General features: G+C 46.7%; 23 protein-coding genes and 1 pseudogene. 11 read left to right on the top strand and 13 right to left on the bottom strand.

The annotated features are described in order from the left end of the window. Window positions 1-24: 24 nt before the first annotated feature. From OZ401_RS05245 to OZ401_RS05230, 4 genes are all read right to left on the bottom strand, one after another. On the bottom strand, window positions 25-189 hold the full coding sequence (locus OZ401_RS05245) for a hypothetical protein (protein ID WP_341469656.1): 165 nt from the start codon (window positions 187-189) through the stop codon (window positions 25-27). Window positions 190-292: 103 nt separating this feature from the next. Beyond that, on the bottom strand, window positions 293-1,696 hold the full coding sequence (locus OZ401_RS05240; RefSeq protein ID WP_341469655.1) for a cbb3-type cytochrome c oxidase subunit I: 1,404 nt from the start codon (window positions 1,694-1,696) through the stop codon (window positions 293-295). Beyond that, window positions 1,696-2,802, bottom strand: coding sequence for a hypothetical protein (locus OZ401_RS05235; RefSeq protein WP_341469654.1), 1,107 nt, complete (start codon window positions 2,800-2,802; stop codon window positions 1,696-1,698). The genes OZ401_RS05240 and OZ401_RS05235 overlap by 1 nt, the downstream gene beginning before the upstream one ends. 63 nt (window positions 2,803-2,865) lie before the next feature. Beyond that, a complete protein-coding gene (locus OZ401_RS05230; RefSeq protein WP_341469653.1) occupies window positions 2,866-3,966 on the bottom strand; it encodes a cbb3-type cytochrome c oxidase subunit II in 1,101 nt (366 codons plus the stop codon). Between the two features lie 354 nt (window positions 3,967-4,320). Between OZ401_RS05230 and OZ401_RS05225 the strand changes: the two genes are divergently transcribed. Next, window positions 4,321-4,761, top strand: coding sequence for an Hsp20/alpha crystallin family protein (locus tag OZ401_RS05225; RefSeq protein ID WP_341469652.1), 441 nt, complete (start codon window positions 4,321-4,323; stop codon window positions 4,759-4,761). Window positions 4,762-4,828: 67 nt separating this feature from the next. On the opposite strand, the gene OZ401_RS05220 is transcribed toward OZ401_RS05225, so the two are convergent. From OZ401_RS05220 to OZ401_RS05205, 4 genes are read right to left on the bottom strand one after another with little or no spacing between them, the layout of a single operon-like run. Continuing rightward, a complete protein-coding gene (locus OZ401_RS05220; protein ID WP_341469651.1) occupies window positions 4,829-5,776 on the bottom strand; it encodes a DNA-methyltransferase in 948 nt (315 codons plus the stop codon). Between the two features lie 11 nt (window positions 5,777-5,787). Next, on the bottom strand, window positions 5,788-6,594 hold the full coding sequence (locus OZ401_RS05215; RefSeq protein WP_341469853.1) for a CoA-transferase subunit beta: 807 nt from the start codon (window positions 6,592-6,594) through the stop codon (window positions 5,788-5,790). Between the two features lie 15 nt (window positions 6,595-6,609). Then, window positions 6,610-7,500, bottom strand: coding sequence for a CoA transferase subunit A (locus OZ401_RS05210; protein ID WP_341469650.1), 891 nt, complete (start codon window positions 7,498-7,500; stop codon window positions 6,610-6,612). After that, the gene (locus OZ401_RS05205) at window positions 7,497-7,997 is read right to left on the bottom strand and encodes an NUDIX hydrolase (protein WP_341469649.1); all 501 of its coding nucleotides are present in this window, start codon (window positions 7,995-7,997) and stop codon (window positions 7,497-7,499) included. Before OZ401_RS05205 ends, OZ401_RS05210 begins: the two co-directional genes overlap by 4 nt. A gap of 352 nt (window positions 7,998-8,349) precedes the next feature. On the opposite strand from OZ401_RS05205, the pseudogene OZ401_RS05195 reads away from it, so the two are divergent. After that, a pseudogene (locus OZ401_RS05195) lies at window positions 8,350-8,815 on the top strand (NADPH-dependent FMN reductase). A 96-nt stretch (window positions 8,816-8,911) separates the two neighbouring features. Here the strand turns inward: OZ401_RS05195 and OZ401_RS05190 are convergent. The 5 genes from OZ401_RS05190 to OZ401_RS05170 form a co-directional block, all read right to left on the bottom strand. Then, window positions 8,912-10,684 carry a tetratricopeptide repeat protein gene (locus OZ401_RS05190; protein WP_341469647.1) on the bottom strand — a complete coding sequence of 591 codons (1,773 nt, stop codon included), beginning with the start codon at window positions 10,682-10,684 and terminating at the stop codon, window positions 8,912-8,914. Between the two features lie 207 nt (window positions 10,685-10,891). Then, complete coding sequence (locus OZ401_RS05185) at window positions 10,892-12,691, bottom strand: glycoside hydrolase family 44 protein (RefSeq protein ID WP_341469646.1); 1,800 nt, start codon at window positions 12,689-12,691, stop codon at window positions 10,892-10,894. Then, complete coding sequence (locus tag OZ401_RS05180; RefSeq protein ID WP_341469645.1) at window positions 12,688-13,737, bottom strand: glycosyltransferase family 2 protein; 1,050 nt, start codon at window positions 13,735-13,737, stop codon at window positions 12,688-12,690. Before OZ401_RS05180 ends, OZ401_RS05185 begins: the two co-directional genes overlap by 4 nt. A gap of 30 nt (window positions 13,738-13,767) precedes the next feature. After that, window positions 13,768-14,361: an acyltransferase gene (locus tag OZ401_RS05175; RefSeq protein ID WP_341469644.1), complete on the bottom strand. Its 594-nt coding sequence runs from the start codon at window positions 14,359-14,361 to the stop codon at window positions 13,768-13,770. Window positions 14,362-14,642: 281 nt separating this feature from the next. Further along, window positions 14,643-15,290: a hypothetical protein gene (locus OZ401_RS05170; protein WP_341469643.1), complete on the bottom strand. Its 648-nt coding sequence runs from the start codon at window positions 15,288-15,290 to the stop codon at window positions 14,643-14,645. Window positions 15,291-15,751: 461 nt separating this feature from the next. Between OZ401_RS05170 and OZ401_RS05165 the strand changes: the two genes are divergently transcribed. The 9 genes from OZ401_RS05165 to OZ401_RS05125 all read left to right on the top strand — a co-directional run bounded on the left by OZ401_RS05165 (window position 15,752) and on the right by OZ401_RS05125 (window position 24,994). Continuing rightward, entirely contained in the window at window positions 15,752-16,432 is a 681-nt protein-coding gene (locus OZ401_RS05165; protein ID WP_341469642.1) for an acyltransferase, read from the top strand. A gap of 537 nt (window positions 16,433-16,969) precedes the next feature. After that, a complete protein-coding gene (locus OZ401_RS05160) occupies window positions 16,970-18,070 on the top strand; it encodes a Wzz/FepE/Etk N-terminal domain-containing protein (protein WP_341469641.1) in 1,101 nt (366 codons plus the stop codon). Next, window positions 18,070-18,879 (top strand): CpsD/CapB family tyrosine-protein kinase, encoded by an 810-nt coding sequence (locus tag OZ401_RS05155; protein WP_341469640.1) that lies wholly within the window; start codon window positions 18,070-18,072, stop codon window positions 18,877-18,879. Before OZ401_RS05160 ends, OZ401_RS05155 begins: the two co-directional genes overlap by 1 nt. Before the next feature lie 73 nt (window positions 18,880-18,952). Further along, window positions 18,953-19,096, top strand: coding sequence for a hypothetical protein (locus OZ401_RS05150; RefSeq protein WP_341469639.1), 144 nt, complete (start codon window positions 18,953-18,955; stop codon window positions 19,094-19,096). 1 nt (window position 19,097) lies between these two features. Further along, window positions 19,098-20,531: an O-antigen ligase family protein gene (locus OZ401_RS05145; protein ID WP_341469638.1), complete on the top strand. Its 1,434-nt coding sequence runs from the start codon at window positions 19,098-19,100 to the stop codon at window positions 20,529-20,531. Continuing rightward, window positions 20,528-21,991, top strand: a complete 1,464-nt coding sequence (locus OZ401_RS05140; RefSeq protein WP_341469637.1) for a flippase — start codon at window positions 20,528-20,530, stop codon at window positions 21,989-21,991. Before OZ401_RS05145 ends, OZ401_RS05140 begins: the two co-directional genes overlap by 4 nt. A gap of 234 nt (window positions 21,992-22,225) precedes the next feature. Next, window positions 22,226-23,026: a WecB/TagA/CpsF family glycosyltransferase gene (locus OZ401_RS05135; protein WP_341469636.1), complete on the top strand. Its 801-nt coding sequence runs from the start codon at window positions 22,226-22,228 to the stop codon at window positions 23,024-23,026. 110 nt (window positions 23,027-23,136) lie between these two features. Further along, the gene (locus OZ401_RS05130) at window positions 23,137-24,414 is read left to right on the top strand and encodes a glycosyltransferase family 2 protein (protein WP_341469635.1); all 1,278 of its coding nucleotides are present in this window, start codon (window positions 23,137-23,139) and stop codon (window positions 24,412-24,414) included. Further along, entirely contained in the window at window positions 24,389-24,994 is a 606-nt protein-coding gene (locus OZ401_RS05125; protein ID WP_341469634.1) for a serine O-acetyltransferase, read from the top strand. Before OZ401_RS05130 ends, OZ401_RS05125 begins: the two co-directional genes overlap by 26 nt. The last annotated feature ends 96 nt before the right edge of the window (window positions 24,995-25,090 follow it).

Below are 25,090 nucleotides of genomic sequence, written 5' to 3'. Positions count from 1 at the left end.
GTGCGTGCCTGTTAGCCACTGCATTTATTTCGGTAAATTGCTGGTTAAAGTATTCATTGATAAGAAAGTAGCCCCAATACACATTCCAAACGCTACCAGTGTGAATAGTATTACTAGAATTATCAGTGCCACTTCTGCCATGTTTCGTTTGTTGGCGGTAGCGGATTCGGTTTTTTCTTCCATAACCATTGCTTAATTTCTCCTGTAGTCGATGGCGTATCGGTATGCGCCCATAACTTTCCCGCCTTCGGCAGGGAATACTGCTCCAGACAATATCCCTGCCGCTCCACTGTTACGCCCCTACTTCGGCGGCGGTTTGAGGTACAAACGAATCCACTTTTGGTCCGCTTCTCACCGTCTTGTAAATGTTGTAAAGCTGGATATATCCACCGATAACTACCAGCGCACCGCCAAACGCGCGCATCATAAAGAAGGGTTTCAGCGAAGACACGGTTTTGTAAACGGTTTCGCCGTTCAGCCACATTGCGCCCTGTATCAAGCCCACGATTTGCAAGCTAATCATTATCAGCAGGAAGCCGCCCGTAACTAACCAGAATTGAATTTCACACAAGCCCGGACTCCAGATACGACGCTTTAGGGTAACGGGTATGATGTAGTAAATCGCGCCCATCACCCACATTGTCATCGTGCCGAGCAAGGCAAGATGGGCATGTCCTACAATCCAGTTGGTGAAGTGCACCAAGCGGTTAAAGCTTTGGATTGCTTGGAAAGGTCCCTGGATACAGGTTACAAAGTAAAAGACCGTACCGACTATTACATATTTCAGGGGTAAACTGGCATATATACGACCCCAGTTGCCGCGCATGGTCATCCAAATATTGGTTAGGAAGGTAATGACCGGCACAAACAAGCCGATAGAGGCTACGGTAGCGACGGTTTTCAACCAACCGGGGGTTGGGGTGGAAAGCAAGTGATGTTGTCCCACCAATGGGTAGAATAGCGCGAGGCTCCAGAAGGCGACCAGCGACAGAATGTGGCTGTATAAGGGAGTGCGGGTGACTACCGGAACAATGTAATATACCAACGCCGCGCCGCCGGGAGTAAACCACAAGCCCAAAATATTATGCCCGTAGAACCAGTTCCAAGTAGCATCATTAATGCCCGCCAGCGAACCGGCAAAGGGATTATCACCACCTGCCAGTGGCGACCAAATGACGTTCCCGATGGCATATACTATCGGTAGCCAAACTACCGCGCCCATAATGTACCAGAGCGAAGCATAAATCTTTTTTTCCGCACGTTGGGAGATGGTCATCAGGATGTTGAAGGCGTTTAAGCTGGTGGCAATAGCCACAAATATATCAATCGGCCAAATCATTTCGGCATATTCGCGCCCCTGAGTCATACCCGCCATCAGGGTAATTACCATAAAGATGCCGAGGAAGTTCCACGCCCACATTACTATCTTGGCAAGGTTTTCACTCCACAATGCCCGTCCGGTTAACTTCGGCACTATATAGAAAAAGGCTCCGTAATACGCCATTGAAAGCCAGAAGAACGTTACACCATTCACATGGATTGGGCGCAACCGTCCGAACTCAAGGAAGCTAACGCCCCCTAGAAAATCGGGGAATACCATCTCGGTTGCCGCAATCATGGCAAATGAGGTACCGACTGCCAGCCAGACCGCTGAGCTGTATATCCAGCTTCGTGCGGCGCTGTATTCTTCGTTCATCAGTTCATGCCTCCAACCAAATCGTTACTCTCCATCAATTCAGGGCGTGCCAGTAATAGCACCCCGACCAGTGCGAAAAGGTATTGGTCTGAAATTTGGAAGGTGTAGCCACCTGCAAATAGCAGCACCATACCCAGAGCAGTTGCCCGGTAAAACGCGCCCCGCCTCCATTCTCCAAAGCAGAAAAATACCGTGTAGAGGAAGAAGAAAAGCGATATAACGTAAAGCGCCAGATTCCAGTGCATACCGTAGCCCAGCGCGTATAATCCTAAAATTGGCACTATCGAAGATTCGGCGATGGTTAGCACCGTCAGGGACATAAATATTCCCACCAACGCTACCGCCCCTATCAAGCTTTTGGGATGCTCCAGCATACTGCGAAATGCACCTCGTTCCAGCGCTGCGCGCCGAGTAAACGCGAGAAAGCCCACCATCCCATTTATTACTACCAACAACTCCCCTGCCATCAATACTGGCTCGTAAATCGTTTCCTGCCAGTTTACGCCCATCAAAGGGAACACCGTATCGTGCAGCAGCTTATCCACAATTTGTAGGGTATAACCTGCCAGCATTAGCGCGGTAAACATTCGCATCTGCCAGTTTTTCTCACGTAACCACATGTCCGTTGCCAACGCCCAGAAAGCCGTCAGCAAAGCTACTCGGATAGTTACGGTTACAAACTCGTTTTGCACCAACCCAAGTAATATGGTGGAAGTTACCATTACCACCAGCGCCGCTACCAGCGCGATAGTTAGGTAAAAGTTGCGCCTTTGTTGCAAACTGCCCGTTCTCAGCCCATTCGATAGCTCTCCGCCCACTCGAAAGCGCGACAGCGATAACGTCAGCGAAACCAGCGCCAGCACAACCGCAAAATTGAGCATGATTGTGCCAATCTGTACGCTCACGGTGTAAACCGTCTGCAACACCGAGCCTTCGCTTTTGGGGATGAACACCCCCACCCGACTGAAAGTGCGCCACACCAGCAGTTCGGCAACTGCCGCTATCACCAACGCCACCAGCGTCCAGCGCAAAGTCTGGCTTACTTGAGCGATACGCTCTGCGGTAGCGGAATTGCCAATTTTCATCTGCTTGTGTTTAATCGCCAAAACTATATAACCTTCTGTTTCAAACGCCCGCCGTAACCAATACGGCGTTGCGGCATCTGCTATTTACTTTTGCACCAGCTTTTCGCAACCCGCCGTTTGAGTGGCGCTGGCAGCAGGTGTAATGTAGCAATAAGGATTGTCCAGCGCTTTATCAGGATTGCTCGGTTGCGGACCGGGATACTTCCCTGCGCCTTCGCCACCGTAGCGCGGGTCGTAGTTGAGCATCATTTCGGGTTTCAACTCCGAGTCTGGCAAGGTCAAACCGCCCTTGGGAATAGTGCGCAAGAAGTTGATGGTATCCCAAATGTCGTTAACCGTTAGGAAGTCGCCCCAAGCCGGCATGGACGTGCCGGGTAAGCCGAACAGCAAATACTGGTAGAATTGACCGTCGCTGGCGGATACTTGCAATTCCACGCGGGTAAAGTCAGCCGGGTCGGGCTTCATACTGGAACTGGCAGGACCACGTCCGTTGCCGTTTTGACCGTGACAACCCACGCAGTTGCTCAGAAAAATTTGCTTACCGTGTAGCAGGCTGCGGGTAGTGGGTGTCATCGCGCTTTTGAGGTCGCGCCAAGTAGGAGGCACCATTTCTTTTATTTGGGCAAGATGCGTTTCGTAGCTGGTGTACCAGCCCTTTAGCACTTCGTCTTGTTGTGCGCGCATTTGGGAAACACGAGCGTCGGCAGCTTTTCCACCCAAGCTCTGTACATAGGCAATCAGGTCATCCAGTTCTTGATCTTTGATGAAGCTGAATTGCGGCATAATAGATTGCGGGCTGGTATAGCGTGGGTTCTTGAAATGCGCTTTATGCCAATCGTCAGGATGGATGCCGCCTTCCTGAGAAAGGTCAGGTCCGGTGCGCTCTGAGCCGAGCAGCATAGTCTGCAAGAAAACATAGTCTCCGGCTTGTGCCACCCGTGATGCTTTTCCACCACCTGCCGCATTCCAATCTTGCGGTCTGACATATTGCGTATGGCAATATACGCAACCGTTGCTGATGTAAATCTGGCGACCACGCGCTTCTTGAGCGGTGAGCGGACGGGCTATATCTGAAGGGGCAGGCTGGAAACTCAAAGAAGATAAGCCGACGGTCATAAAAACGCTGGTCATGACCATAAGCACTGCACCGGCAAACACGGTTCCAAAAGACATTCTTAAATGCACACAGACTCTCCTAGTGTTTCAAGCCACACCCGCTAAACCACGTGGGTATGAACCTGTTCAAAAGAGTTAAGAAAAGGCTAAGACCGAAAGAAATAAGATGGTCGCAGTAGCTAAGTTAGCTCCCTTAAGAACTTAGGATTTCTAACATTATATTAATATTCCCTGTTTAATTTCAGTGGCTATAAGTAAAAATAAGGTAAATAAAGGTTAAGATTTTGCAACCTTTTATGGTTTTTAACTCTAGCGCAGCTCTAACATTTGGCTAACCTTGTTCTAACATAATTTGGCTACAATATTTATTGGAAGATAATTCCAGAGTTGTTCGGTAATGTATCATAAAGGAGGTTGATTTTTATGAACGCGATTGAACGCTGGAATCCATTTCAAGAATTGGAAACTATGCGTGAAAATGTTTACAAAGTATTTGACCGCTGGTTTGATGAGGGCTTTGACCGCTCTCCGGTTGTTTTCAGCCCTGCGATTGACCTCGTTCAAACTGAGAACGGCTACGAGTTGCATGCTAATATGCCGGGCTACAAGCCCGAGGAGATCGAAATCAATCTTGAGGGAGACTTACTAACCTTGCGCGCTAAACACGAGGAGAGCGAAGAAAAGAAAGATAAGAATTACGTTTACCGTGAACGCCGTAGCGGTTCTTTCTACCGTAGTATGCGCTTGCCAGAACCGATTGATACTACAAAAGCTGAGGCTAAGATGGAGAGCGGCGTATTGACGCTGAGCTTACCACGCCTTGGTCAGAAAGAGGTTCACAAAATCGAGATCAAAGCCAAATAATAGCTGATAAAACAACTCTCATCTGAACTGACAAAAAGCCCTTCCCGCAAAATTAGGGAAGGGCTTTTTACTCGCCCTGACGTTTTGCTCCTGAGTTTCGTTCCCAAAACACCCCATCGGAATAACCCTGAATAGATTTGTCCGTTTCTGCTAGCAGCAGCCGTTTTTCAGTAAGACAGCAATATAGTTCGTCTATCTCGATTCCCACGAATTTGCGCCCAAGTTTCTTCGCCACCACCGAAGTTGTGCCAGAACCCACAAAGGGGTCGAATATCACCTGACCGGACAGGCTACTTGCCAATATCAGTTTTGCTAGCAATTTTTCAGGCTTTTGGGTGGGATGCTCGGTATTTTCAGCCATTGACCAAAACGGTATGGTCATATCAGTCCAGAGATTCGAGGGATAGGTTAGGCGAAAATCGCCCTCGCTGGTTTCCTGCCAGTCTTTTGGTTTACCTTCGTGGTCACGATAGGGCGCAATTACCTTGCGTTTCAGCTTCACCGCTTCCGAGTTAAATACAAATTCACCTGAAACAGTACAAAACCAGATATCTTCGGCGCAGTTCTTCCAGTTTTTCAACGCGCCTCGCCCTTTTTCCCGCTCCCATGTGATGCGATTCTGTACCTGAAAATAGCGCGAAGCGGCGTTAAAAATTGCCGATGTGGAACGCCAATCTCCGCAGATATAAATCGAAGCGGTGGGTTTCAGCAAACGCGCCAGTTTTTCCAGCAAGCTAGCCAGCCATAGTTCGTATTCTTCCCCATCGCGTGCTCGGAAGATGCGCCCGTTAAAATTTTTGGTCAGGTTGTAGGGTGGGTCGAGAAAAAGCAGGTCAACAAAAGACGAAGGTAGGTGGGGTAAAATTTCGGGTAAATCACCGCAAAGCGTGCGATTCTGGATTTCTGAAACCGAGAGGGGCGCAGAAGACTTGAGCAAACGCGAGGTAAAAAGCTCCAGTTCTTCCGGGCAGAGTGTAAGAGTCCTGTTGCGTTCCCCTCGCGTTTTATCTGTCATAAATCCGCCTATTAGATCAAAATACCGTCGGCATCAAAAGAGCGCAGATGCTTTAGTTCTTCTGGCGATGGAGGGCTTGTCTCAGGCACATTTTCAGGCACAATCAGGCTAAAGCCCGTAGCCGCCATCACTTCCTCAACCGTTTTGCCTGGATGCACCGAGAGTAAGCGCATCGTCTTGCTTTCTTCCTCGAAATCCAGCACTGCCAACGGTGAAAGCACTAGTAACGGTCCTTCCCCCTTAATCAAGCCCTGCGCCTTAGCGGCTCGCCACGATTCGCCGCCTTCCAGAAAACCGGGGGCGGTGCGGAAATCCACCTTTTCCACGAAAGAGCGGGGCGAATGGTCGGTCATAAAAATGATGAAGTGGCGCGCCCCTGTCATTAACGGCAAAGCCGCCGAACCGGGTCCACGTAAGCGTGGTTTATTGTAATCGCCGATTACGCTCAGGTTCACATTCCCGTAGCGGTCAACTTGCAAGCCTCCGCAAAAAAACAGGTCGGTTGTGCCGGTTGGTATTGAGCCGATTACATCGCTCATTGTCACCACCGACTCGCAGATGTAATTGGTGTAATCGCAAGAGGAAGCCACCAAGGGGTCGAGCAAAGGATTTACCGCACCGCTACCTCCCGCCAGATAATTCAGATTTGGGGCGTGGGTCAATTGCGCCAAACGGCAAGCTGCCCTTGCCACTGCGCTTCCTGCGCCAGTCCCTACGGTTGTGCCATCTATTAAAGTGCGGGACATCACACACGCCATCAGTTCGAGTATTGAATAACCCTTGCGGGGTCTGTCTATCATTTCCAGCCTGATTTGCATCAAACCACCTACTTCCTAAAGGGTGCGTGATTGGGTACGCTTGAGATATTCTTCTTCGCTATACCCAATAATGTATTTCTGGAGATACTCTTCAAAACCTTCAGCGGTAGCTGCCATCTGCAAATACAGCTTCAGATGTTCCTCATCGTAGTGGTACACACGGTGGCAACTGGTGGGGTGACAGCCAAAACGCGCTGCTACTACTGCGGAAACTTTCATGCCCGGAACCGTAACCTGAAGCGGATTGCGGGTAACTTGCTCGGAAGGAGTGAGTTGCTCAATCTGTAAAAGCACCGTCTCGGCGGCAAACATCATTTCGCGATCTATAAAAGGTGCGCCCTTGAAAATCCCGTTGCCGTACTCATCGCCTTGTTGCACTGCAATAAAAGCTATCTGAGGCTTGATGGGCGGACAGGCAAAAGCGGGTTGTCCGTTGAAAGGGTTGGTAATGGGCTTGTAAAATTCCGGTGAGAATTTGGACACATCACTAAAGGCAAGCGCAGGACTCAGTGCGGCAAAGGGTTGCCCGTTCGAAGCGGCTTTAAGCCCCAAAATCAGCGTAAGTTCGTCAATTTCATAAACCTTGAGCTTGCCTTCCTGAGCAAAACGCCGGAAAGCGGGCGCTAATCCCAAATGCTCAAAACCCACATAAGCGGTAACAATTTCTTCCACCAGCCCTGCGCCGATGAGCAAATCGGCGTTGATGCAAGCGGCAGGACTGGTAATGAGCCGCTTGATGCGCTTTTTCTGGCGTACCACCTCTCGTATCAGCGCCATCGGGTTGTTGTGCATGTGCATACCGCCAATTGCAAGGCTCTCCACCTCGTCTGGCAGGTAGCGGCTGACAACTTCTGCCAACTCAAGCTTTTTCGAAACACGGGTAGCTTTGGGAATTTCCTCTGTCATAAGGCTTTCTCTTTTAGGGATTCAAGATAACGCCGCGCCCGCAACAATATCACTCTGGCAGTAGGATACACCGCCAAAGGGATTGCGCCTTCAAGGTCAATCCAATTGGTATCCACTGTTTCTCCCGGTTGCGGGCGCGGGTTTTGACCGTAGGGGGTAGCGCGCATTAAATACCATACTACCAATTTGCGCTTCGGTCCTCGCCGTGTATCGGCGATGTAGCGGCTCTCTCCCAATTGCAGCACTATTTCTGCTTCTAGCCCAACCTCTTCATTTACTTCTCGGAGCGCTGCCTGCTCGTGGTTTTCACCGTTTTCAAGATGTCCCTTCGGTAAGTCCCAACCCCCATTGTCGGTACGGCGCATCATGGCGATTTGCCAGCGCGAAACGCCATCCCGCTCTAACCGTCGGAATACCACGCCGCCCGCCGAGACATCTTCCGCTTCTCCGGGACCATCCCATTGATTTAGGATTCGTTCTTCATCTACTTTCGCCATGTGATTTTAGCTTCAACCTAAATAATAATTCCAGTCAGGCTTATTATATCCTGTAAATTGTAATCCCCATAAAATATAATGGCAAGCAATCCGGCAACTTGCGCTTATTTTGTTTTGCTTCTGCCTGTTGTTCACCCCTTCAGGGGGTGAAGAGCGAGAGAGATATAGGGAATACCTCTAGACCCCGCTCGAATTCCGTTAGTTACACAGGTCTATTACCTTGAATATTGTAATCTGCTTGGCTTGCCGCATGTTTGCACTTATTATAGACTGTGGAACTACTTGCAAAAAGTAAGCACCATTAAAATTTACCTTACTTAATTAAAACCTTTTGAGAAAGGATTCCATATAAATGTCTGAGCCTATTCATGTGCTGGCGTTTTCAGGCAGCCTTCGCAAAAATTCGTACAACACGGCGTTGCTGCATCTCGCCCGCGAATTAAAGCCAGCTGATTTAGAGATTGAGATTTTTGACCTTGCCCCAATTCCGCTTTATAAACAGCGACCTTGAAACTGCGGGCGTACCCTCGCCTGTTACCGAGTTTAAGGAACGCATCCGTGCTGCTGATGCCCTGCTGATTGCCACCCCGGAGTATAACTATTCGGTTTCCGGCGTGTTAAAAAATGCGTTGGATTAGTCTTCCCGCCCGCTTCGTGTTAACCTGCTGTCCGGTAAGCCGCTAGGAATTGTTGGTGCCGGAGGGATGAAAGGCACGGTGCGCGCTCAGACGCATTTGCGCTATATCTGTCTTGAGTTAGGGTTGCACCCAATGGGCAAACCTGAAATAATGGTAGAATGCCCTTACCTTCTTGGTTGAGCTTTCCCGCTGGTCTCGCCGTTTTATATGACTTTGCTTAGAAAAGCAAAATAAAAAGGGGCGATATTTACTCGCCCCCATCGCGTTTTCAGGATTCTAGGAAAGCAGCGCTTTGTAGGGATAACCACCTGCCAGAACCTTAGCCCATTGAGCGCGATCAGAGCGCGATTTATCCAATAGCGCTGATGCTTGCTGCATATAATAATCTTGCCCTGTGACCTTATAGCGGTCAATCATATTCAGCATGTCCGTAATATGGTTGGCGTAATCGCCTGCGATTGTGCCAAGATCAAGTGCTCCCTCCGGTGGGGTAGAGTCCTTGAGCTTGCGTGAGAGTTGCCCGGCAATTACTAGGTAATAATTCAACTCTTCATTGTTTGAAGCGCTGTTCGTGTTCAACTTGCCAGCCCTAAAGGGATTGAAAATCAGCCGCTCAATATTGGTATCCACGAAGCCAAGCCCCGAAACCACACTATTGGTATCGCGTACAAAAATTTGTACCGATTCGGGAACCTCCGCTCCAAAGGTAATTGCGGCGGATGGAGTCGGTACCGCAACCGTAGGGGTAGCAGGTGCGGTAGTGGTAGTTGACGCTTTGGTGGTAGTTTGTGAAGCCACCGTAGTAATTATAACGACTCGCGAAGTTGCGGTTGCGGTCGCTCCTGTTGCTGTAGTCGCAGCCTTTGTAGAAGTGGCGGTAGTAGTAGTTGTGGCAGTGGGCAACACCGCGGCAGTAGTAGTTGCTACCACCTGCGGAGTGGTGGTGGCAGTGGCGGTTGTAGTCGCTGCCGTAGTTGTTGCTGCGGGAGTTTGGGTAATTCCGGCTACCGCAGTAGCAGTTTGGTTATCGGCAGTAATTTGTATTGGAGTGTCGCCTTTGCGCAAGAGTAAAGCGGCGGCTGCAACTGTCGCAAAAATCACCAAAAATGCAATCAACAGGTAAATAGGCTTAATCCCGCCTTTTTTCTTTTTTGTTTGCACGTTTGCCTGCTTTAAGTTTGGATCAGGGGTAAAGGTATTACGTCCCTGACCGGCTTGTTGAACCGGAGGGGGAGGTGCCGCAACACCACCGGACATATTTCCAAGTAACCGGGCACGCAAATCTGCGTTAGGGTCTGACACAGGCTGCGGTTTGGCAGCAGCCTCCAGTTGAGCTTGCGCGGCAGCCGGGTCAAGTTGGGCGAAAGAAAGCCCTGTGCCTCCTGACTGCATCTGAAAAGGCGGTGGCATACCGGGCGCACCTTGCGTAGCTGAATAAGGGTCGGGAAGATTGGGACGTGTAGGTGCTGCGGCAGGTTGATTTGTAGCAACAGGAGGTGCCTGATTAGCCCATGCCGGCATTCCAAAAGGCGGCGGCGGGGTCGGTTCGTTGCCGGTAAGCGGCGGCGGCGGCGTATTTAAATCGCCGATGAGTGATACCGGATCATTTGAAACGATAGGCATGCTACGGGTGGGTTGTTCTTGGCGTGGCGGTGGCGTGGGCGAAAAAGAAGTATAAGGAGAATCGAAGCCCATAGAACCACTGAGCAATTCGCCGGTGTTGAGCGGGCGCATACTTTGAGATGAAGAATCGGTCGCGTCAAAGTTCAGCGGAGGCACCGAAGAAGGTGTGTTTGTAGGCGCGCTCATTCCTTGCTCGATTGATTCCAACGCTTGTTTGGCGCGGGTGTGACCGGGGTCTATCCGCAGTGACCGTCGTAAACACTGAGCAGCTTCTTCCTGATTATCAGTGGCGGCGGCAAGCCAGAACCACGCTTCCGCATTGCGTGAGTCCTGTTTAACCAATTCCATTAACTTTTCGGCACCTTGCTTCTTGTTGCCGCTGCGCACCGCGGTAATGCCTTCTTGCAACAAATCACTAGGGTTCATAGTTGTTGCGCCCCTTTACTCCCGCTTAATCTGCCGATTATTCCCCACATTAATAGACATTAGGATATAGAGTTATGTTTACTCCAGCGTATTATAACGGCATATTAGCGTAAAATCAATAGTTATGTTGACTTGATTGCAGCAAAGCTGGCAATAATAAAAATCCTCTTGCCCGTAAACAGCAAGAGGATGAAAGAACTGTCAAGTTTAGGGTTTCAGGTCAATCAGGATAGCAGAATAACCGGGAACGCTTACCGGGAAGTTATCTCCGGTAATTTTAAGCGGGGTTTGTTTAACAAGACGGTCGTTAGTATTGGCGCTCAATTCGTAAACATCGGCATCCTGCTCTGCAATGGCTTTAGCCAGTTGTACAGTTACTGTAACATTACGACCGGGTTTGTTGTTTATCAGCATAATCTGCATATGTCCGGTTGTGTTATTTAGCGCCGCATAGCTGGCGATATACAAAGGGCTACTGCTTTTGGCATCCAGCGCCTGATCGCCGAAGCGCGTACCGTTGCCGTCAAAATTGGTATACATTTTGAAGGCTTGGAAACCTGCTCCGTTAGACTCGGGAGACTGCCAATATGATGCCATATACAGATTGTATCGCCCGAAGATTCCAAGTGCGTTGGCTATAGCTAATCCTCCGTTCAAAGTGTGATCTGCTCCAAAATTCCACTCGTTGATTGCCAGTTTGGTACCGGGATAATATTGGTTTATCCACTCGTACATAAGCGGTATTAAGCGGATTCTTTGAGCAATCCAAGACTCATCGACATAATTGGGATCATAGAGTGAGCGCACCGCATTCAAGCGCAGGTCGTTTGCGTTAGTGCCGGTATCGCCTGCAAAAACTCCGCTAGCTTGCGGATAATAATGAATATCAAGTATATCGAGGGTACGATAACCAACTTTCTCATCATATTCACGTACTTTAGAAAGGAACCAAGGCAGGAATGCCATATCATTATGCGCCTTGCGGTCGGCAGCCGTACGGAAATTGTCATTACCCCGGTCAAGCTCCGAATTGAAATAGTATGTCCAACCGCTAGTGGTGGGTCCGGCTATTTGTGCGGTTGGGTCAACCGCCTTTACTGCGCTAGAATATTCTAGGAACTGGTTCAGAATTTCATCGTAACCCACCCGGGTGGGATGTACATCGGTATGGGTTGTACTCCACAATTCCGGCTCATTATCCATTGCGTAAAATTTCACGCCACCTTGATCAGCACGTCCGAATTTTTTCACCAACCTTGCAATCAGTTCGTCTTGGTAGATAACGGGGCTATCTGGATTGGGTTGAAAAACAAAGGGTGCGCCTTTGGTAGCTTTAGAAATCACACTAGTACGTTGACGGTTGGCAGTCGGGTCATAGCCGATGATTGCTTGGGATCCGGGCTTATCAGGAACTGCTCCAAGATCGGGTACTTGCCAAGAAAAGAATTGGGGATCACTATTTTTGGCGACCCAGCCTATGGTGGGAATGGTGACAAGCATTGGGGCGTTCAGGTCTTTCGTAACTTGCAATGATTCTTCCAGCACATTGCGTACCGTATTGGGGTCGGCTGGATTATTATAACTGGTATTGTGGAAACCGCCATCACGCCCGGTATTCCAGGCATTGCCTAGCACCCAGTTATATCTTGTGGAAGGGTTGCCACCCCAACGAAAAAGGGTAGGGCGTAATTGTTGCAGATACTCGGTAGATTGATCTGTACCGGCTATACCGTAGATGTAAGGGCTGATTTGGTGCAAGACTTTGGTCTGGTCAATATCAATGGTAATTCCACGATTGACTGTGGTAGTAGCTGCTGCTGTAGTACTAGCTGTCTCAGTAGGAGTGGACTCAAAAATAATTGGACCGCGTGTTCCCGGTGGTAAGCTAGGTACGCTATTATCAGTACAAGCGCCCAAGAGCATTGAACTTAAAATTATGGAGCATACTGCCAGGGGCAGCAGGTATTTGGGACGAGCAATGTTTTTGCGAAGCGTCTTTCGCTTCATGATTTAACCTCCATTAGAGCAGGCTCAGTAGGTTTAGTATTCCTACCGTTAATCATTTCTTCGTTTAATCCTTGCCAGTATAGAATATTGGAAAAACAACTCAAGCTCTTAAAAGCCAGTCGCTTGAAGCCCATAAATTTAAGAACATGTGCTCCAAATAAGAACACATATCCCATAACACCCTTTACCCAATTATAATTAACGAATAGCGGCACAAGCATACGGACAATTATATCTCTTTGCAAAAACTCTTCCAAAATAACCTTACTTATCCAAGTATGCCCCTTCTCCCGATCCATAATTACATCATAGCGACCGTATAAATATTGGGCGCGTTTCCAAGATTCAAAGGTGCGGTAGGCATAATGATAGCCTATTGCGCTCGGATTAAAATAAAAATGCACTTTGCACTTTTGTTCAAGGCGAAATGCAAATTCAACATCCTCTGCCCGCTTTAATTCCTCATCGAACTCTCCGGTGGCAAGAAACCAGCGCCGTCTGAGTGAACAATTGCCGGTAAAGAACTGGCGTGCCGTTGGTTCATAACGACCGTTTTCCATGTCTCGATACTTAAGTTCCAGCGCGTATTCTTCCCACTGTACCCAGATAGGTCGTACATGGTCGTTCGGGGTAGCCATTGGCGCAAGTACCACTGCTTGGTCATCTTCCAGATGCAAACGTATATGTTCGGTTACCAGTTGAGGTGTAGCTACAATATCATCATCTATGAAGAGAATAATTTCGCCGGTAGCGGCGCGTACCGCCGTATTGCGAGCCGCCGCAGGTCCCCCCTGCGCTCGTTCTATTAGGGTTATACGATATGGCAAGGCGGGCTTCATTGCTTCCACCATTTGCGCCGAACCATCCGAACAGCCATCCAACACCAAAACCATGTCTAGCAATTCGCTAGGATAATTCTGGACAGCCAATGCTTTGAGCGCTCGTTCAAGTTGGTTTTTACGGTTGTGGCTGGGCATTATAAAAGTTACGGTAGGTAGTGAAAATTTACCGTCGTTGCGCCCATTTCTATTTTCAAATTTATCCATAATTATTGATACTTTCAAAAAGTAATTTACCTAGAATGTTTTGATGATTTTAGCCGGAACACCCGCAGCTATACATCGTGGCGGGATGCTGCGGGTTACGACACTGCCTGCGGCAACCACCGAGTCTTTCCCGATAGTTACTCCCTTTAATATAATAACTTTACCGCCAATCCATACGTTATCTTCAAGCACTACTTCTTGTGATGGGGCGGGCTTATCTCGATCTAAAATGCCATGATAATCATTATCAATGATATTACAGTATGTACCAATCAAGCATTTTTTTCCGATTACAATTGATTTGCTGCACGCAATTGAAGTGCCGTAATTTATGTAAGTGCCTTCCCCGATTTCGAGCCTGCCACCCTTGTTCGCTACAATTTCTACCCGTGCTACAATTGAGTCGATAACCACCTTATTGTGGATTATCATTTCGCCACCCCATACTCCGATTCTGGGGTTACCCAACACCTGTACATACTTGCCCAGAAAACTGGCTTTTCTTAGATATATCTTTGCTCTAAGCACGTTAGTCCCGATTCTAAAGTACCGTCTCAATTTTGCAAGACGTGCTTGCCCTTTCAATTGCTTGAGTGTCTCAAGGGTTTTATCGACTACCGGCATTTACTAAGAACTCCTTTTATTGGTTGCCCCATGGCAAGTTCATTGCGCCAATCCAATGTAGCGACTAACTTCTAGTATAACCGAACTTGCCAATATTTCCCTTTACGTCCGCTTAACCATAAATATTAAATTCTATCACTACCATTATTCTTAATTAATGTGCTAAAAAGTGGGTTAAATCAAAAACCATCTGTATTACAGAAACGTTAGCCAATTAATCAAAAAAGAGCAACTGATGTGGTTACTCTTTTTGAAGCGATTTAATTTTTTGCTGGGAAGCTTTAGCCGATTTGAACATAAATGTAGTCACGCAATATCCAAGCAGCAAACCCAATTCCCAGTAGAATTATTGTTATAATTCCACCCCATACCAACAAGCGGGTAAGGATTAGGGTACTGCGCCGCACCTGTTTCCAGTTTCTTTGCGAAAATACTGCTTCTAGCAAGTTAGGTAACCAAGGATTCCAAATGCGCTTGAACATGTCGTGCGCGTGCAAATAATAGGCAGTGGCAATAATCAGACCAAAAATGTACAACACTAGGCTGGCAATTCCAACTCGTACCAGCAATTTTGACAAGGTAGGTTCTGCCAGTCCGGGCTTGAAAACGAAAATGAAGCGCATCGTTTGAATAAAAAGTGCTACCATAAATAAGCTGACGCTGGTTAGCATTACTATTCGGTAAGCCAGTTGATTAATCTTGCCGCGTCCAAAAGTTAAAAGGCGGCAGATTAAAAATCCGATCAATGCCACCAAAAACAGTAGCAATGCCCGGTTCAGCCGTCCTTCAAAAAAGGTGCGGTAAAAAAAGAAAGCGGATAAGCCGATAAGCAGCGCATTATTCCAGAGAAAGAGTGCAAACTCTTGCCAGAAATTGTACGCTTTTCTATCATTTTTGATCCCACTTGTATTCCTAAAATGTGTTGCCATTCAGCATTCCCCAGAATTTAACGCACAAGGCGACTTTAAATTTTTAACAAGCAAACTGCCCAAGATTTTTATTTTTTTTACGATTTTCGATTCAGAAGTGATTTCAGAATAAAATCTTTGTTTGAAATAGTTCACCCCTATAGCTTATAAACCCCTGCTCAAAAAGTCAATGAAATGTGAGTAACCGATAGTTTCAGCGAGATTACAACCTTGTAATAAGCCCATGCAAGCGGTTGCTTAGTAATTAAGGAAAATGTAATGATAGGTAACTTCGGAGTAATGTGTTTGTAAATTATTAGCTCTAAACTTGAAATATTATAAGGGGATGTATAGTCCTGCTCAACAAATTAGTGACATTTTAGGGTTATCACTAGTGACTTACAAATTACATTGATACAAATGGTGATTTAATGGGAGCGACAGAGAGTACAATTCACCCACTCAAGACTGAAGATGGGTCAATGACAAGAACAACAATAATAAGTGCAGCCTTAGTAAACGCTATGGGAGAAGACCTAAAACTGATTAGCAATTCCGATACGACGGTGCAAGATGAGCGTCTCATTCATCCTAGTGCCCATATATCACCGCTTGCTTATATCGGTAGTAGAGTTCAAATTCATGCTGGTACACAAATCGGCGAACGAACTACAATTGGTGAAAACAGCATTGTTGATATGCAATGCTATATCGATCACGATGTGATCGTTGGCTCCAATGTCCATGTCCAGAATGGGGTAAGTATTTGTCAGGGTGTAATGATTGAGACAGGGGTTTTTATAGGCTCAAATGTTACCTTTACCAACTATCGTTATCCTCGCGCTATTTACTTTAATGGTGCGCCCAAGCCAGATGAATTAAATGAAATGGATTGTATCCTAGTGCGTTATGGGTCAACTATTAGCGCCGGAGCGGTCATTTTACCGGGGGTACGCATCGGGATTTTTGCAATGGTAGGCGCTGGGGCAGTGGTTAGTGAAGATGTCCCCGCATACGGATTGGTAGTAGGCAATCCAGCTCGTTTAGAGGGTTTTGTATGTCACTGCGGAAAGCCAATGCGAATTAGTGCGCAGACTCAAGACAAAGCAACCTGGCGGTGCGACTTTTGCAATTTTAATCTGAATAACCTGCCCATCCTGTAATTGACGACAAAATTACATTTAGTTAACGGGAACAACAGGTTTAAATTCGAATAAGTGGTACTTTTTTCTTGCTAGAGCCTATTGCATAAACTGCTAAAATTACAATTAATGTAAGAGTATTAGTTTTGTAGCTCAATCAAAGCTTTTTGCTTGAAACTCAGAAAAAATGAACCTCGCTATTTTGATTAAAGGGCTTATACCCTTTACCTGAAATCCTTATTAGGGCTAAAACCCTTATAAATAGGCAGCAGAAGCCCGTAAAAAGTAGTAAGCCTCAATTATAAAGATGTAATATAAGGTTTTGGTTAATGTCACATCATATTTAGGGCTTGGTTGTATCATCTTTATAGGTAATGTGAAAGTTGTTACGAAAAGCGCAGACAGAGGGGTCTGGCACGAAAAAGAATTTCGAGGAGTTTTATAAGTATCAGAGGGTAGTGGCACAGCATTAATAGAAGGTAAACAGCCACAGCGTCATGTGCAAAATACCGGCACAAAAGACTATCCTCGTAGTGTAACAAGAAGGAAAGAAAAGGAATGTCTCTACCACGTTACATCAACACATTTTTCAGGCACTGGCCTATCTATTTGTACATCTCGCTATTAATGGCTGGTTTATTGGTAGGTTTTAGTTTTACCATCAAGCCCAAATACACTACCAGCGCCACAGTCTGGGTAGAACAATCTTCATTTCTAGACTCCCAGTTACAGCGTTCTGCAAATGATGGCAGTAACTATGCATCACCGGCTAGCCGCAAATCTAGCGTGCTTTCCGAGTATCTGATGTTACGAACGTTCGTCAGGGATGTTATCAAGGGTACTCCATATCAAGTCTTTCTTGGCGATGCTGTTAAGGAAGGCGACCTGATAAAAGACATTATGGACAATTATAACATTAAGCTTAACGGTTATAATTCGTTCTCTATCCAATACTCTAACAATTCACCAGATCGCAGCTACGATATTACTCGCTCGATAGTAGAGCGTTTCTTGTATGAGCAGCGGGAGGAAATCAAACGTACCGGGCAGAGCACCATTTCTCTCTTGAAAAGCCAAATTGACGCCGCTCAACGCACCCTAGATAGCACTGAAAGCAACTTGAAGGACATGCTTGCTCGCTACCCTTGCACTACATCCTCAGCTACACAAAATAATCAAGTGTCAGAAGAAGATTTGCAGTGCCAAGTGCTACTTCAGAAGCGCGATACCGCTAACAGCAATTACAATAGCTTGGTTAATCGGTTGTCATCTACTGAAGATATGTACAACGCTGCTCTAGATGGCAAAGATATTTCCTTACGGGTGGTTGATCAGCCTGAAACCTATGAGGCTAATACCAATAACAAGCTAACCTTTTTGATCTTTGGTCTGGGTGGTTTCCTAGTTGGTGTAGTCCTCTCTGCTCTGGCGATTGTAGCACTGACTTGGACTGACAATACTGTTCGGATGCGGGCACACGCTGCGAAGTTGTTCGAAAACATTAAAACCTTTGAACTGCCCAGCATTAAAACTCCTAAGCCTCGCAAACTGCGAAGCGGACAGATAATTCAATCTCCTGACGTTAAGCAACGGATGTTGTCCCAGTTGAAATGGGCGCAGGAAGATAGGAACCTTGACAACAAGGGAGGGGTAAACTGATGTCAGGCGACAACCAGCCAACCAAATTAGGTGAAGCTTCCAATACAGGGGTTCAACTCTCTATTGAGCCTGTACAAAGTGGAACTACTAAAAGCAATTTGACAGCAAAATCCGGCTCTCAAAAACCAGAAAAGGCAACTGATAACAGCAAGTTTAGCCTTTTCGGCAAGGGTAAGCGCGAGATAGAGTTAAATGAAGAATTCTATCATCGTATCCAGCAGGAGTTCAGAGCTACTCCTGAAGTAGGCGACCCGTTGGTAGTTGGAATCACCAGCTCTGTCCGTGGAGAAGGTCGCACCACTGCTTCGGTGGGGATTGCCTCCGCTATCGCACAAAGCATCCCGCAACCGGTGGTACTGGTAGAGGGTGATCTTTCGCGACCTAACTTGGCAGAGGAACTTGGTATTGAGAATGTCGGGTTGAGCGAATATCTGAGAGGCGAGATAGCTCTGGAATCTGTGGCACGTTTAACGGCGTTGGCAGACCTGTGGATTATTCCTGCCGGGGATTGCTTGGGGCAAGATTTAAAAACCTTGCGCAGTGAACGCTTAGCTAAACTTTTCAGCTATTTACGGCAGGAATATGCGGCTATTATTGTGGATATGCCACCAATCGAACAGACTGCTCAGGCAGCCCGCCTTTCCGGTTTCATTGATCGTATAATGTTGGTGGCGTTGGCTGGTAGCACTCCGAAAGGTTTGATCCAAAGTTCGTTGGCTACTATCCCCACCGAAAAACAAGCGGGCGTAATTCTTAACAAAACCAAACAGAATATGCCACGTTTGCTTAAAAATCTCCTGGGTGTTTAACTCAGCTTTGGGCTACGAGTTGCCAACCTTTAACTCGTAGCTCTCAACTCTAAAATTTCCAAGGGGTGTCGTTTTGCAAGTAGTATTATTTCTTATTTTTGGTTCGCTAGTAGTCGGTTATTTCTACGAGCGTTTGGATCGGCGTGTAATCACCATTTTGACTGTTATGGTGATACTTGGAATAGTCGCATATATGTATGTGGGTAGGGCGCTATAAGATGGCAACTGATTCCTTGCTACTACTCCCAATAACCTTGATCGCCTGCATTGCGGTAATCAGCATAGTTTTAGCCAGACCGTTTGTCGGTTTCTGCCTGATTATATTTGCCGTCACTTTCTGTGAGATGTTCACTACCGGCGACCCGATTTCCATGATTACTTTCCAGATGATGATCAAAATTCGAGGCTTTCCTCTGAAATTTACACCCCTCGAAATTCTGATGTTAGCCACTATTATCTCAGGCTGGAGTAAGGCGCGCGCTAACGGGGATAGATTCTGGATTAAAACTGCTTCCAATAAGCTCTGGATAGGTTTCGCCGTAACTATAGCTTTTGGTTTCGTTTGGGGTTGGAGACGCGGCGGCGATTTCAATACTGCCATCATTGAAGTGCGTGGTTTAGTCTATGCCATATTAATGTACTTTCTGGGAACTTTCTTCTTGCAAGATTTCAAACGCCTGAAGCATGTAAGCTGGGTTTTTATGGTTGGGGTACTCGGCTTAATCCTAATCTCAATAGTACGTTACTCGATTGTAGGGTTTGACACTTCCAATGTGGACTCGCTTAATGGCTCTAACCATGACACCGCGCTTTTCTTTGCAATGCTCACGATGTATTTACTCAGCCAGATAAGTTTTGGTACTTGGAAATGGCATAAATTCTTCAACTTTCTATTACTGTTCCCTTCCATTTTTAGCATGATGATCTCAGGTAGGCGCGCTGCTTTTGTCAGTCTGGTAGTAGCCTACGGAGTTTATCTGGTTATTTTATTTATTCGCAAGCGTAAGGCATTCTGGATAACGTTAGTAATTACGGTTCTCATTGGTGCTCCTTACATGGCGGTTTTCTGGACTAATCAGAGTAGCCCTCTAGGTATGCCGGCGCGCGCAATTCGCTCGCAACTCTCCGGTCAGGCTTCCGCCCGCGATGCCAGTTCCGACCTGTATCGCTTGGTCGAAAAATATGATGTGCATTACACTATAATGCAAAACCGTATATTCGGTGTTGGTTTCGGGCAACCCTTTTATACACCCGTAGAGCTTATCAGCCTCGATGGCTTTATATTCCAGCTATATACCCCCCATGTAAATATTCTATGGATCTGGTTAAAAGTAGGTATCGTAGGTTTTGCTCTATTCTGGTTGTTACAGTGTATCGGTTTCTTTCAATTGGCACAGATTATTAAATACTCCCGTGCCGGTCCAGAACTGGGTTTTACCCTTTTTGCGGGTCTGAGCCTTGTGGTGATTTTGGTATTTGCCTTTGTGGATGTCGCGCTCAGCGGGTATCGACTGACTTCTCTGATGGGTGTCTTTTTGGCAATTATTAACCTGCATTATCAAAAAGTCTTGCCAGAGGTGCATAAGTTTGGTGGTCGTAAGCTATTCTTATTTAATCGCACCAAACAAAAAAAGGGTATGTTATTGAAATGAAAAATAAGGTCTTTAAAAATATACTTCTACTCAGCTCAGGTCAAGGTGTAACCTGGTCAATGAGCATTGCCTACGCCATCTTCGTGCCTCGTTTTTTGGGACCGGAGGGCGTGGGGGTGCTGGCAATTGGCTGGTCTATTTCACAGATAATTATGGTGCTTGCAACCCTTGGCAACCGTATGTTTCTGGTAAAGGAAGTAGCGCGTAATCCTGAGAGAGCACATCTGCTGGTTGGTACGGCTATTGTTATAAACGTGGTACTGGGTGCGCTTTGTTGGTCAAGCGTAGTATTGGTTTATAGTTTATTTGTAACTAGCAGCGATCTTAAAACAGTTTTACTCCTCATTGCCATATCCAGTGTACTTACTATATCAACTGGACCGATACGAGCGGCACTGCAGGGTATGGAGAAAATGCAATATAGTCTTTACGACTCGATATTCTCCAATGGGCTTTTCACCGGCATGAGCATTTTATTTGCTATATTAGGTTTCGGAGTAGTAGCTATTGCAGCGGTAGGTTTGATAACCGTAATCCCTTCAGTTCTGCTCAATTACTGGTGGTTTTCACGTGTTAGCCATATAACTTTGAAACCGGGGCGAGAAACCATCAAAGAGGTTGTAAAAGGTGGTATTGGTTTCTTTGTAATGGATATAACCTTCCAAATATATTTGTATTTAGATGCTCTTATGTTATCGGTAATGACTAGTGAGACGGTGGTCGGTTACTACAATGTACCTACTCGCTTGTTCGGTACGCTATTATTTGTACCCGTAATCGTAGGAAACGCTATTCTCCCGGCGCTTTGCCGTATGGCACAACAAGACCGCGACAATCAGATACAAATGACCCGTAACACCTTGAATTTTTTCATTGGCATAAGCTTTCCGATGGCGGCAGGTACTACCGTGTTGGCTTTACCCATAATTAATTTACTTTATAGTAGCGCCTTTGAACCTTCAGTGCCGATTTTAATTATTTTAGGGTGGTGTATCATTCCTACCTATTTAGGTATTGGGGTAGTGCAATCGCTGATTGCGCAGGATCGACAAGGAGTGTGGGCTAAAGTTAATGTTGTTTCCACCATTGTCAATTTTGTGCTTAACCTCGGCTTGATTACCCTGACTCAGAACCTTTGGAATAATGGCGCAGTAGGCGCTGGTATTACCTTGCTCATCAGTGAGATAGTAACCACCGGCATTGGCTTAAAGCTGCTTTCTAAAGGCACAATCAATCGGTCGTTTTTGCTGGTATTGCTTAGAACCCTAATCACTACTGGAGTAATGGTGTTGGTAATTTGGCCTTTGCGCGAACTGTTTTTCCTGCTACCGATTGGGGTGGGCGTTATAGTATATGGGCTGGTAGGAATAATTGTTGGTTTGATACCGCTTTCCTATATGCGTATGGCATTGTCTATGCCCCGCCAGCTATTCAAACGTGAGTCGCCTGCTCAAGGCTAGGTTCGTGAATTTGTTGCTCTCTCTTATCCTGTTTTGGGTAAGAGAGATTTTTATTTCTGGCATAATAAATGCGAATAGCTATTGACTTGTTCCCACCGTTAAAGCTAATATGAACAAACTCTAATCAACTAGCCGCATATAGTAAACCTCTTGTCAGAACATAATCCTAGAATAATAGTATGTGGAGTATATAAATAACCTAGCATACTTAATTATTGATAGGAGCAGTTAGCAATGACTGTAGAAACATTAGTAAAACCCCAAAGAGTAGAAATTCTGGGCGCAAGTGTTGATGATATAGTAATGGGCGAAGCCGTTAGTATCATTGCAGACTGGGTTAGAAATAAACAAACAAATCCTTATTTTGTATCACAGCAAGTTGTAACCTTAAATCCTGAATACGTAACATTGGCGCGACGCAACCCACAATTCCTTAGTCTGATAAACAAAGCCGGGCTTATTACTCCAGATGGTGTCGGTTTGATTTACGCTAGTAAGATTATGCGCCACCCCTTGCGAGGGCGCGTTACCGGAGTTGCCTTGACCCACGCTTTGGCACAACATTCCGCCGAATTGCACAACACTGGAAAAGGACACATGCGCTTATTTTTGCTGGGCGCTGCCCCCGGCATTGCTGAACAAGCCGCTTGTCAAATGCACAAAATGTATCCGGGCGTAGAAATAGTCGGAACTTTTAGCGGGTTCTCCGGTCCTGAAGGCGATGCTGAAAGCGTTGAAAAAATTCGAGAGAGTGGCGCTGATGTGGTGCTGGTTGCCTATGGTATGGTCAAGCAAGATTACTGGATTGAACGCAACCTGAAAGCAACTGGCGCAGCCGTCGGTATTGGCATAGGCGGCACATTCGATTACATTGCCGGAATTGTATCTACTCCCCCGGAAGCAGTCAAGCGAATGGGTATGGAATGGGCTTACCGGATTTTCACTCAGAAAAATCGTTGGAAGCGTGCGATATTTGTTCCCAAATTTATCGGAGCGGTGGCATTAAAAACACCCTTTACTTGGTTGGCTAATTAGACTTTGTTAGTGGCAGGCAAGCTCGGTTATGATAGCTGAGTTTGCCTTGTATTATGTTGAAAACACAGTACGCTGCGAACTAATATATTTCCAGATTGAAGGAGCCGTGAATGCTCGAAATCGTGTTTGGGTTGATAATGACCGTTCTGTTGGGGCTGTTGCTCCCGCTGGTGGTATATCTGATAATGCTGGTAATTGCTGGCGCGTTTTACCGCAAACCCAACTCCCAAAAGCGCAGCCTTCTTGAACTGGAACGTAATGGTAAGTACCCCAATCTTGTTATTATGATTCCTGCTCACGATGAAGCGCTTACTCTTCCGGCTACCTTACAACACTTTAATATGCTCAGCCTCGACCGCGCCGGTAAAGTAAAACCGCGCATTGTGGTTATTGCCGATAATTGCACCGACAATACCGCCGAGTTAGCCCGTGAAGTTGGCGTTGAGGTGTATGAACGGTTTGACACCGAGAATCGTGGCAAGGGACATGCCTTACGCTGGGCTTTTGAGAAATTGCCGCAGGATTTCCCCGCTTATGAAGCAGTAGTAATATTTGATGCTGATACCGTGCCGCATGCTGAGTTTATGATCGAAGCCGCCGCCGCTTATAGCAGAGGTGTTTCGGTGATGCAGGGACGCTATGATGTGTTAGATCCTCATGAAACTTGGCGCAGTAGCCTAACCTATGTCGCTTTCGCTTTGTTCAACCATGTGCGTCCGCTCGGACGTGCCGTTCTGAAATTGAGCGATGGGCTTAAAGGAAACGGCATGCTTATATCGCGCAAAGTGTTGGAAAAATTGCCTTGGAATGCCTACTCACTGGTTGAAGATATAGAATATACCAGCCGTTTAGTTCAAGCAGACATGAAAGTTGAATATGTACCGGAAGCGAAGCTATACGGTCAGGCAGCCGCCAGCAGCAAACAGGCATTGAGCCAGCGTTTGCGGTGGGAAGGCGGACGCGGGGCGCAAGCGCGCAAGGATATTCCCGGATTGCTAAAAACCGCCCTGTTAAAACGTAACGTTGCCGCTTTTGACCGCGCAATGGATTTGATAATCCCTCCGTTGGGCTTACTCGTAGCTTTACTAATATTTAGTAGTCTTCTGAACATGCTAGCTTGGTTACTTGTAGGTGGGGCTTGGCTTGGTTGGACACTTTCATTATTTGGCTTGAGCTTGGTTGGCATAATAATATTCGTGCTAGGTGGTCTGTTGGTTGCCAGAGTGCCTGCTCGCGCTTATCTTGCGCTGGCTCGCGCTCCTTTCTATATTGCTTGGAAATTGTGGGTATATGTTATACTGGTTACCCGTCGCCTGCCTAGTGAATGGGTCAGAACCGAACGAGCTAAAATAGAGGTTCAGGATGTCAACCAAGTTACCCGAAGTTGAAATGTTGGAATTTGAGCAGAAACCCAACGATTATAGTCGGTTATCCTTCCGCGATTTTGCAATGGGCGACATCCGGGCCTGGGCTAAACTTTGGTTGCGCCAGAAGTATGCTGAAGAACGAATCACCTCGCTTGATATTGCTAAATTGATCTGGAACTATGCGGGTTTGCGCGCCACTCTTTTACATCGTGTTGGCTATGCTCTTAAAAAACGGCGTGTTCCAGTTGTGCCGGGTATCATCAGCATGATGAATATAAACCTGCATGGTTTCGATGTACCGTCCTCTGTAGAGATAGGTCCCGGTCTTTATGTACCACATCCGGTAGGGATTGTAATAATGGCGCGTCAACTTGGCTCAAATGTAACCCTAATCAACAGCATAACCATCGGCATGCGCAACACCTTCGAATTTCCCTTGATTGGCGATAATGTTTTTATCGGGGCGGGTGCGCGGGTACTGGGTGGAATAAGCATTGGAAATAACGCTCAAATCGGTGCAAACGCAGTAGTAGTTAAAGATGTTCCGGCGGGTGCAACCGCTGTGGGCGTTCCGGCGCAAATCAAATTACCTGTGAAATAGCCCGAGTATCGAAATTTAGGGGTGGGGCGCGAGTCCCGCTTTTTTTATTTCACAGCAAAATTTATGATAGTAGAATGCACAAACAAAAACAGGACT

The organism is Candidatus Chlorohelix allophototropha, from assembly GCF_030389965.1.
In the GTDB taxonomy this organism is placed as follows: Bacteria; Chloroflexota; Chloroflexia; order Chloroheliales; family Chloroheliaceae; genus Chlorohelix; species Chlorohelix allophototropha.
The sequence above is the reverse complement of the archived record's forward strand: the minus strand, read 5'-3'. Positions and strand labels throughout refer to the sequence as shown.

Excerpts from the sequence above, each read along its gene's own strand:
- OZ401_RS05245 (WP_341469656.1), bottom strand. The coding sequence starts at position 189 with ATGGTTATGGAAGAAAAAACCGAATCCGCTACCGCCAACAAACGAAAC.
- OZ401_RS05240 (WP_341469655.1), bottom strand. The coding sequence starts at position 1,696 with ATGAACGAAGAATACAGCGCCGCACGAAGCTGGATATACAGCTCAGCG.
- OZ401_RS05225 (WP_341469652.1), top strand. The coding sequence starts at position 4,321 with ATGAACGCGATTGAACGCTGGAATCCATTTCAAGAATTGGAAACTATG.
- OZ401_RS05220 (WP_341469651.1), bottom strand. The coding sequence starts at position 5,776 with ATGACAGATAAAACGCGAGGGGAACGCAACAGGACTCTTACACTCTGC.
- OZ401_RS05215 (WP_341469853.1), bottom strand. The coding sequence starts at position 6,594 with ATGCAAATCAGGCTGGAAATGATAGACAGACCCCGCAAGGGTTATTCA.
- OZ401_RS05210 (WP_341469650.1), bottom strand. The coding sequence starts at position 7,500 with ATGACAGAGGAAATTCCCAAAGCTACCCGTGTTTCGAAAAAGCTTGAG.
- OZ401_RS05205 (WP_341469649.1), bottom strand. The coding sequence starts at position 7,997 with ATGGCGAAAGTAGATGAAGAACGAATCCTAAATCAATGGGATGGTCCC.
- OZ401_RS05190 (WP_341469647.1), bottom strand. The coding sequence starts at position 10,684 with ATGAACCCTAGTGATTTGTTGCAAGAAGGCATTACCGCGGTGCGCAGC.
- OZ401_RS05185 (WP_341469646.1), bottom strand. The coding sequence starts at position 12,691 with ATGAAGCGAAAGACGCTTCGCAAAAACATTGCTCGTCCCAAATACCTG.
- OZ401_RS05180 (WP_341469645.1), bottom strand. The coding sequence starts at position 13,737 with ATGGATAAATTTGAAAATAGAAATGGGCGCAACGACGGTAAATTTTCA.
- OZ401_RS05175 (WP_341469644.1), bottom strand. The coding sequence starts at position 14,361 with ATGCCGGTAGTCGATAAAACCCTTGAGACACTCAAGCAATTGAAAGGG.
- OZ401_RS05170 (WP_341469643.1), bottom strand. The coding sequence starts at position 15,290 with ATGGCAACACATTTTAGGAATACAAGTGGGATCAAAAATGATAGAAAA.
- OZ401_RS05165 (WP_341469642.1), top strand. The coding sequence starts at position 15,752 with ATGACAAGAACAACAATAATAAGTGCAGCCTTAGTAAACGCTATGGGA.
- OZ401_RS05160 (WP_341469641.1), top strand. The coding sequence starts at position 16,970 with ATGTCTCTACCACGTTACATCAACACATTTTTCAGGCACTGGCCTATC.
- OZ401_RS05155 (WP_341469640.1), top strand. The coding sequence starts at position 18,070 with ATGTCAGGCGACAACCAGCCAACCAAATTAGGTGAAGCTTCCAATACA.
- OZ401_RS05145 (WP_341469638.1), top strand. The coding sequence starts at position 19,098 with ATGGCAACTGATTCCTTGCTACTACTCCCAATAACCTTGATCGCCTGC.
- OZ401_RS05140 (WP_341469637.1), top strand. The coding sequence starts at position 20,528 with ATGAAAAATAAGGTCTTTAAAAATATACTTCTACTCAGCTCAGGTCAA.
- OZ401_RS05135 (WP_341469636.1), top strand. The coding sequence starts at position 22,226 with ATGACTGTAGAAACATTAGTAAAACCCCAAAGAGTAGAAATTCTGGGC.
- OZ401_RS05130 (WP_341469635.1), top strand. The coding sequence starts at position 23,137 with ATGCTCGAAATCGTGTTTGGGTTGATAATGACCGTTCTGTTGGGGCTG.
- OZ401_RS05125 (WP_341469634.1), top strand. The coding sequence starts at position 24,389 with ATGTCAACCAAGTTACCCGAAGTTGAAATGTTGGAATTTGAGCAGAAA.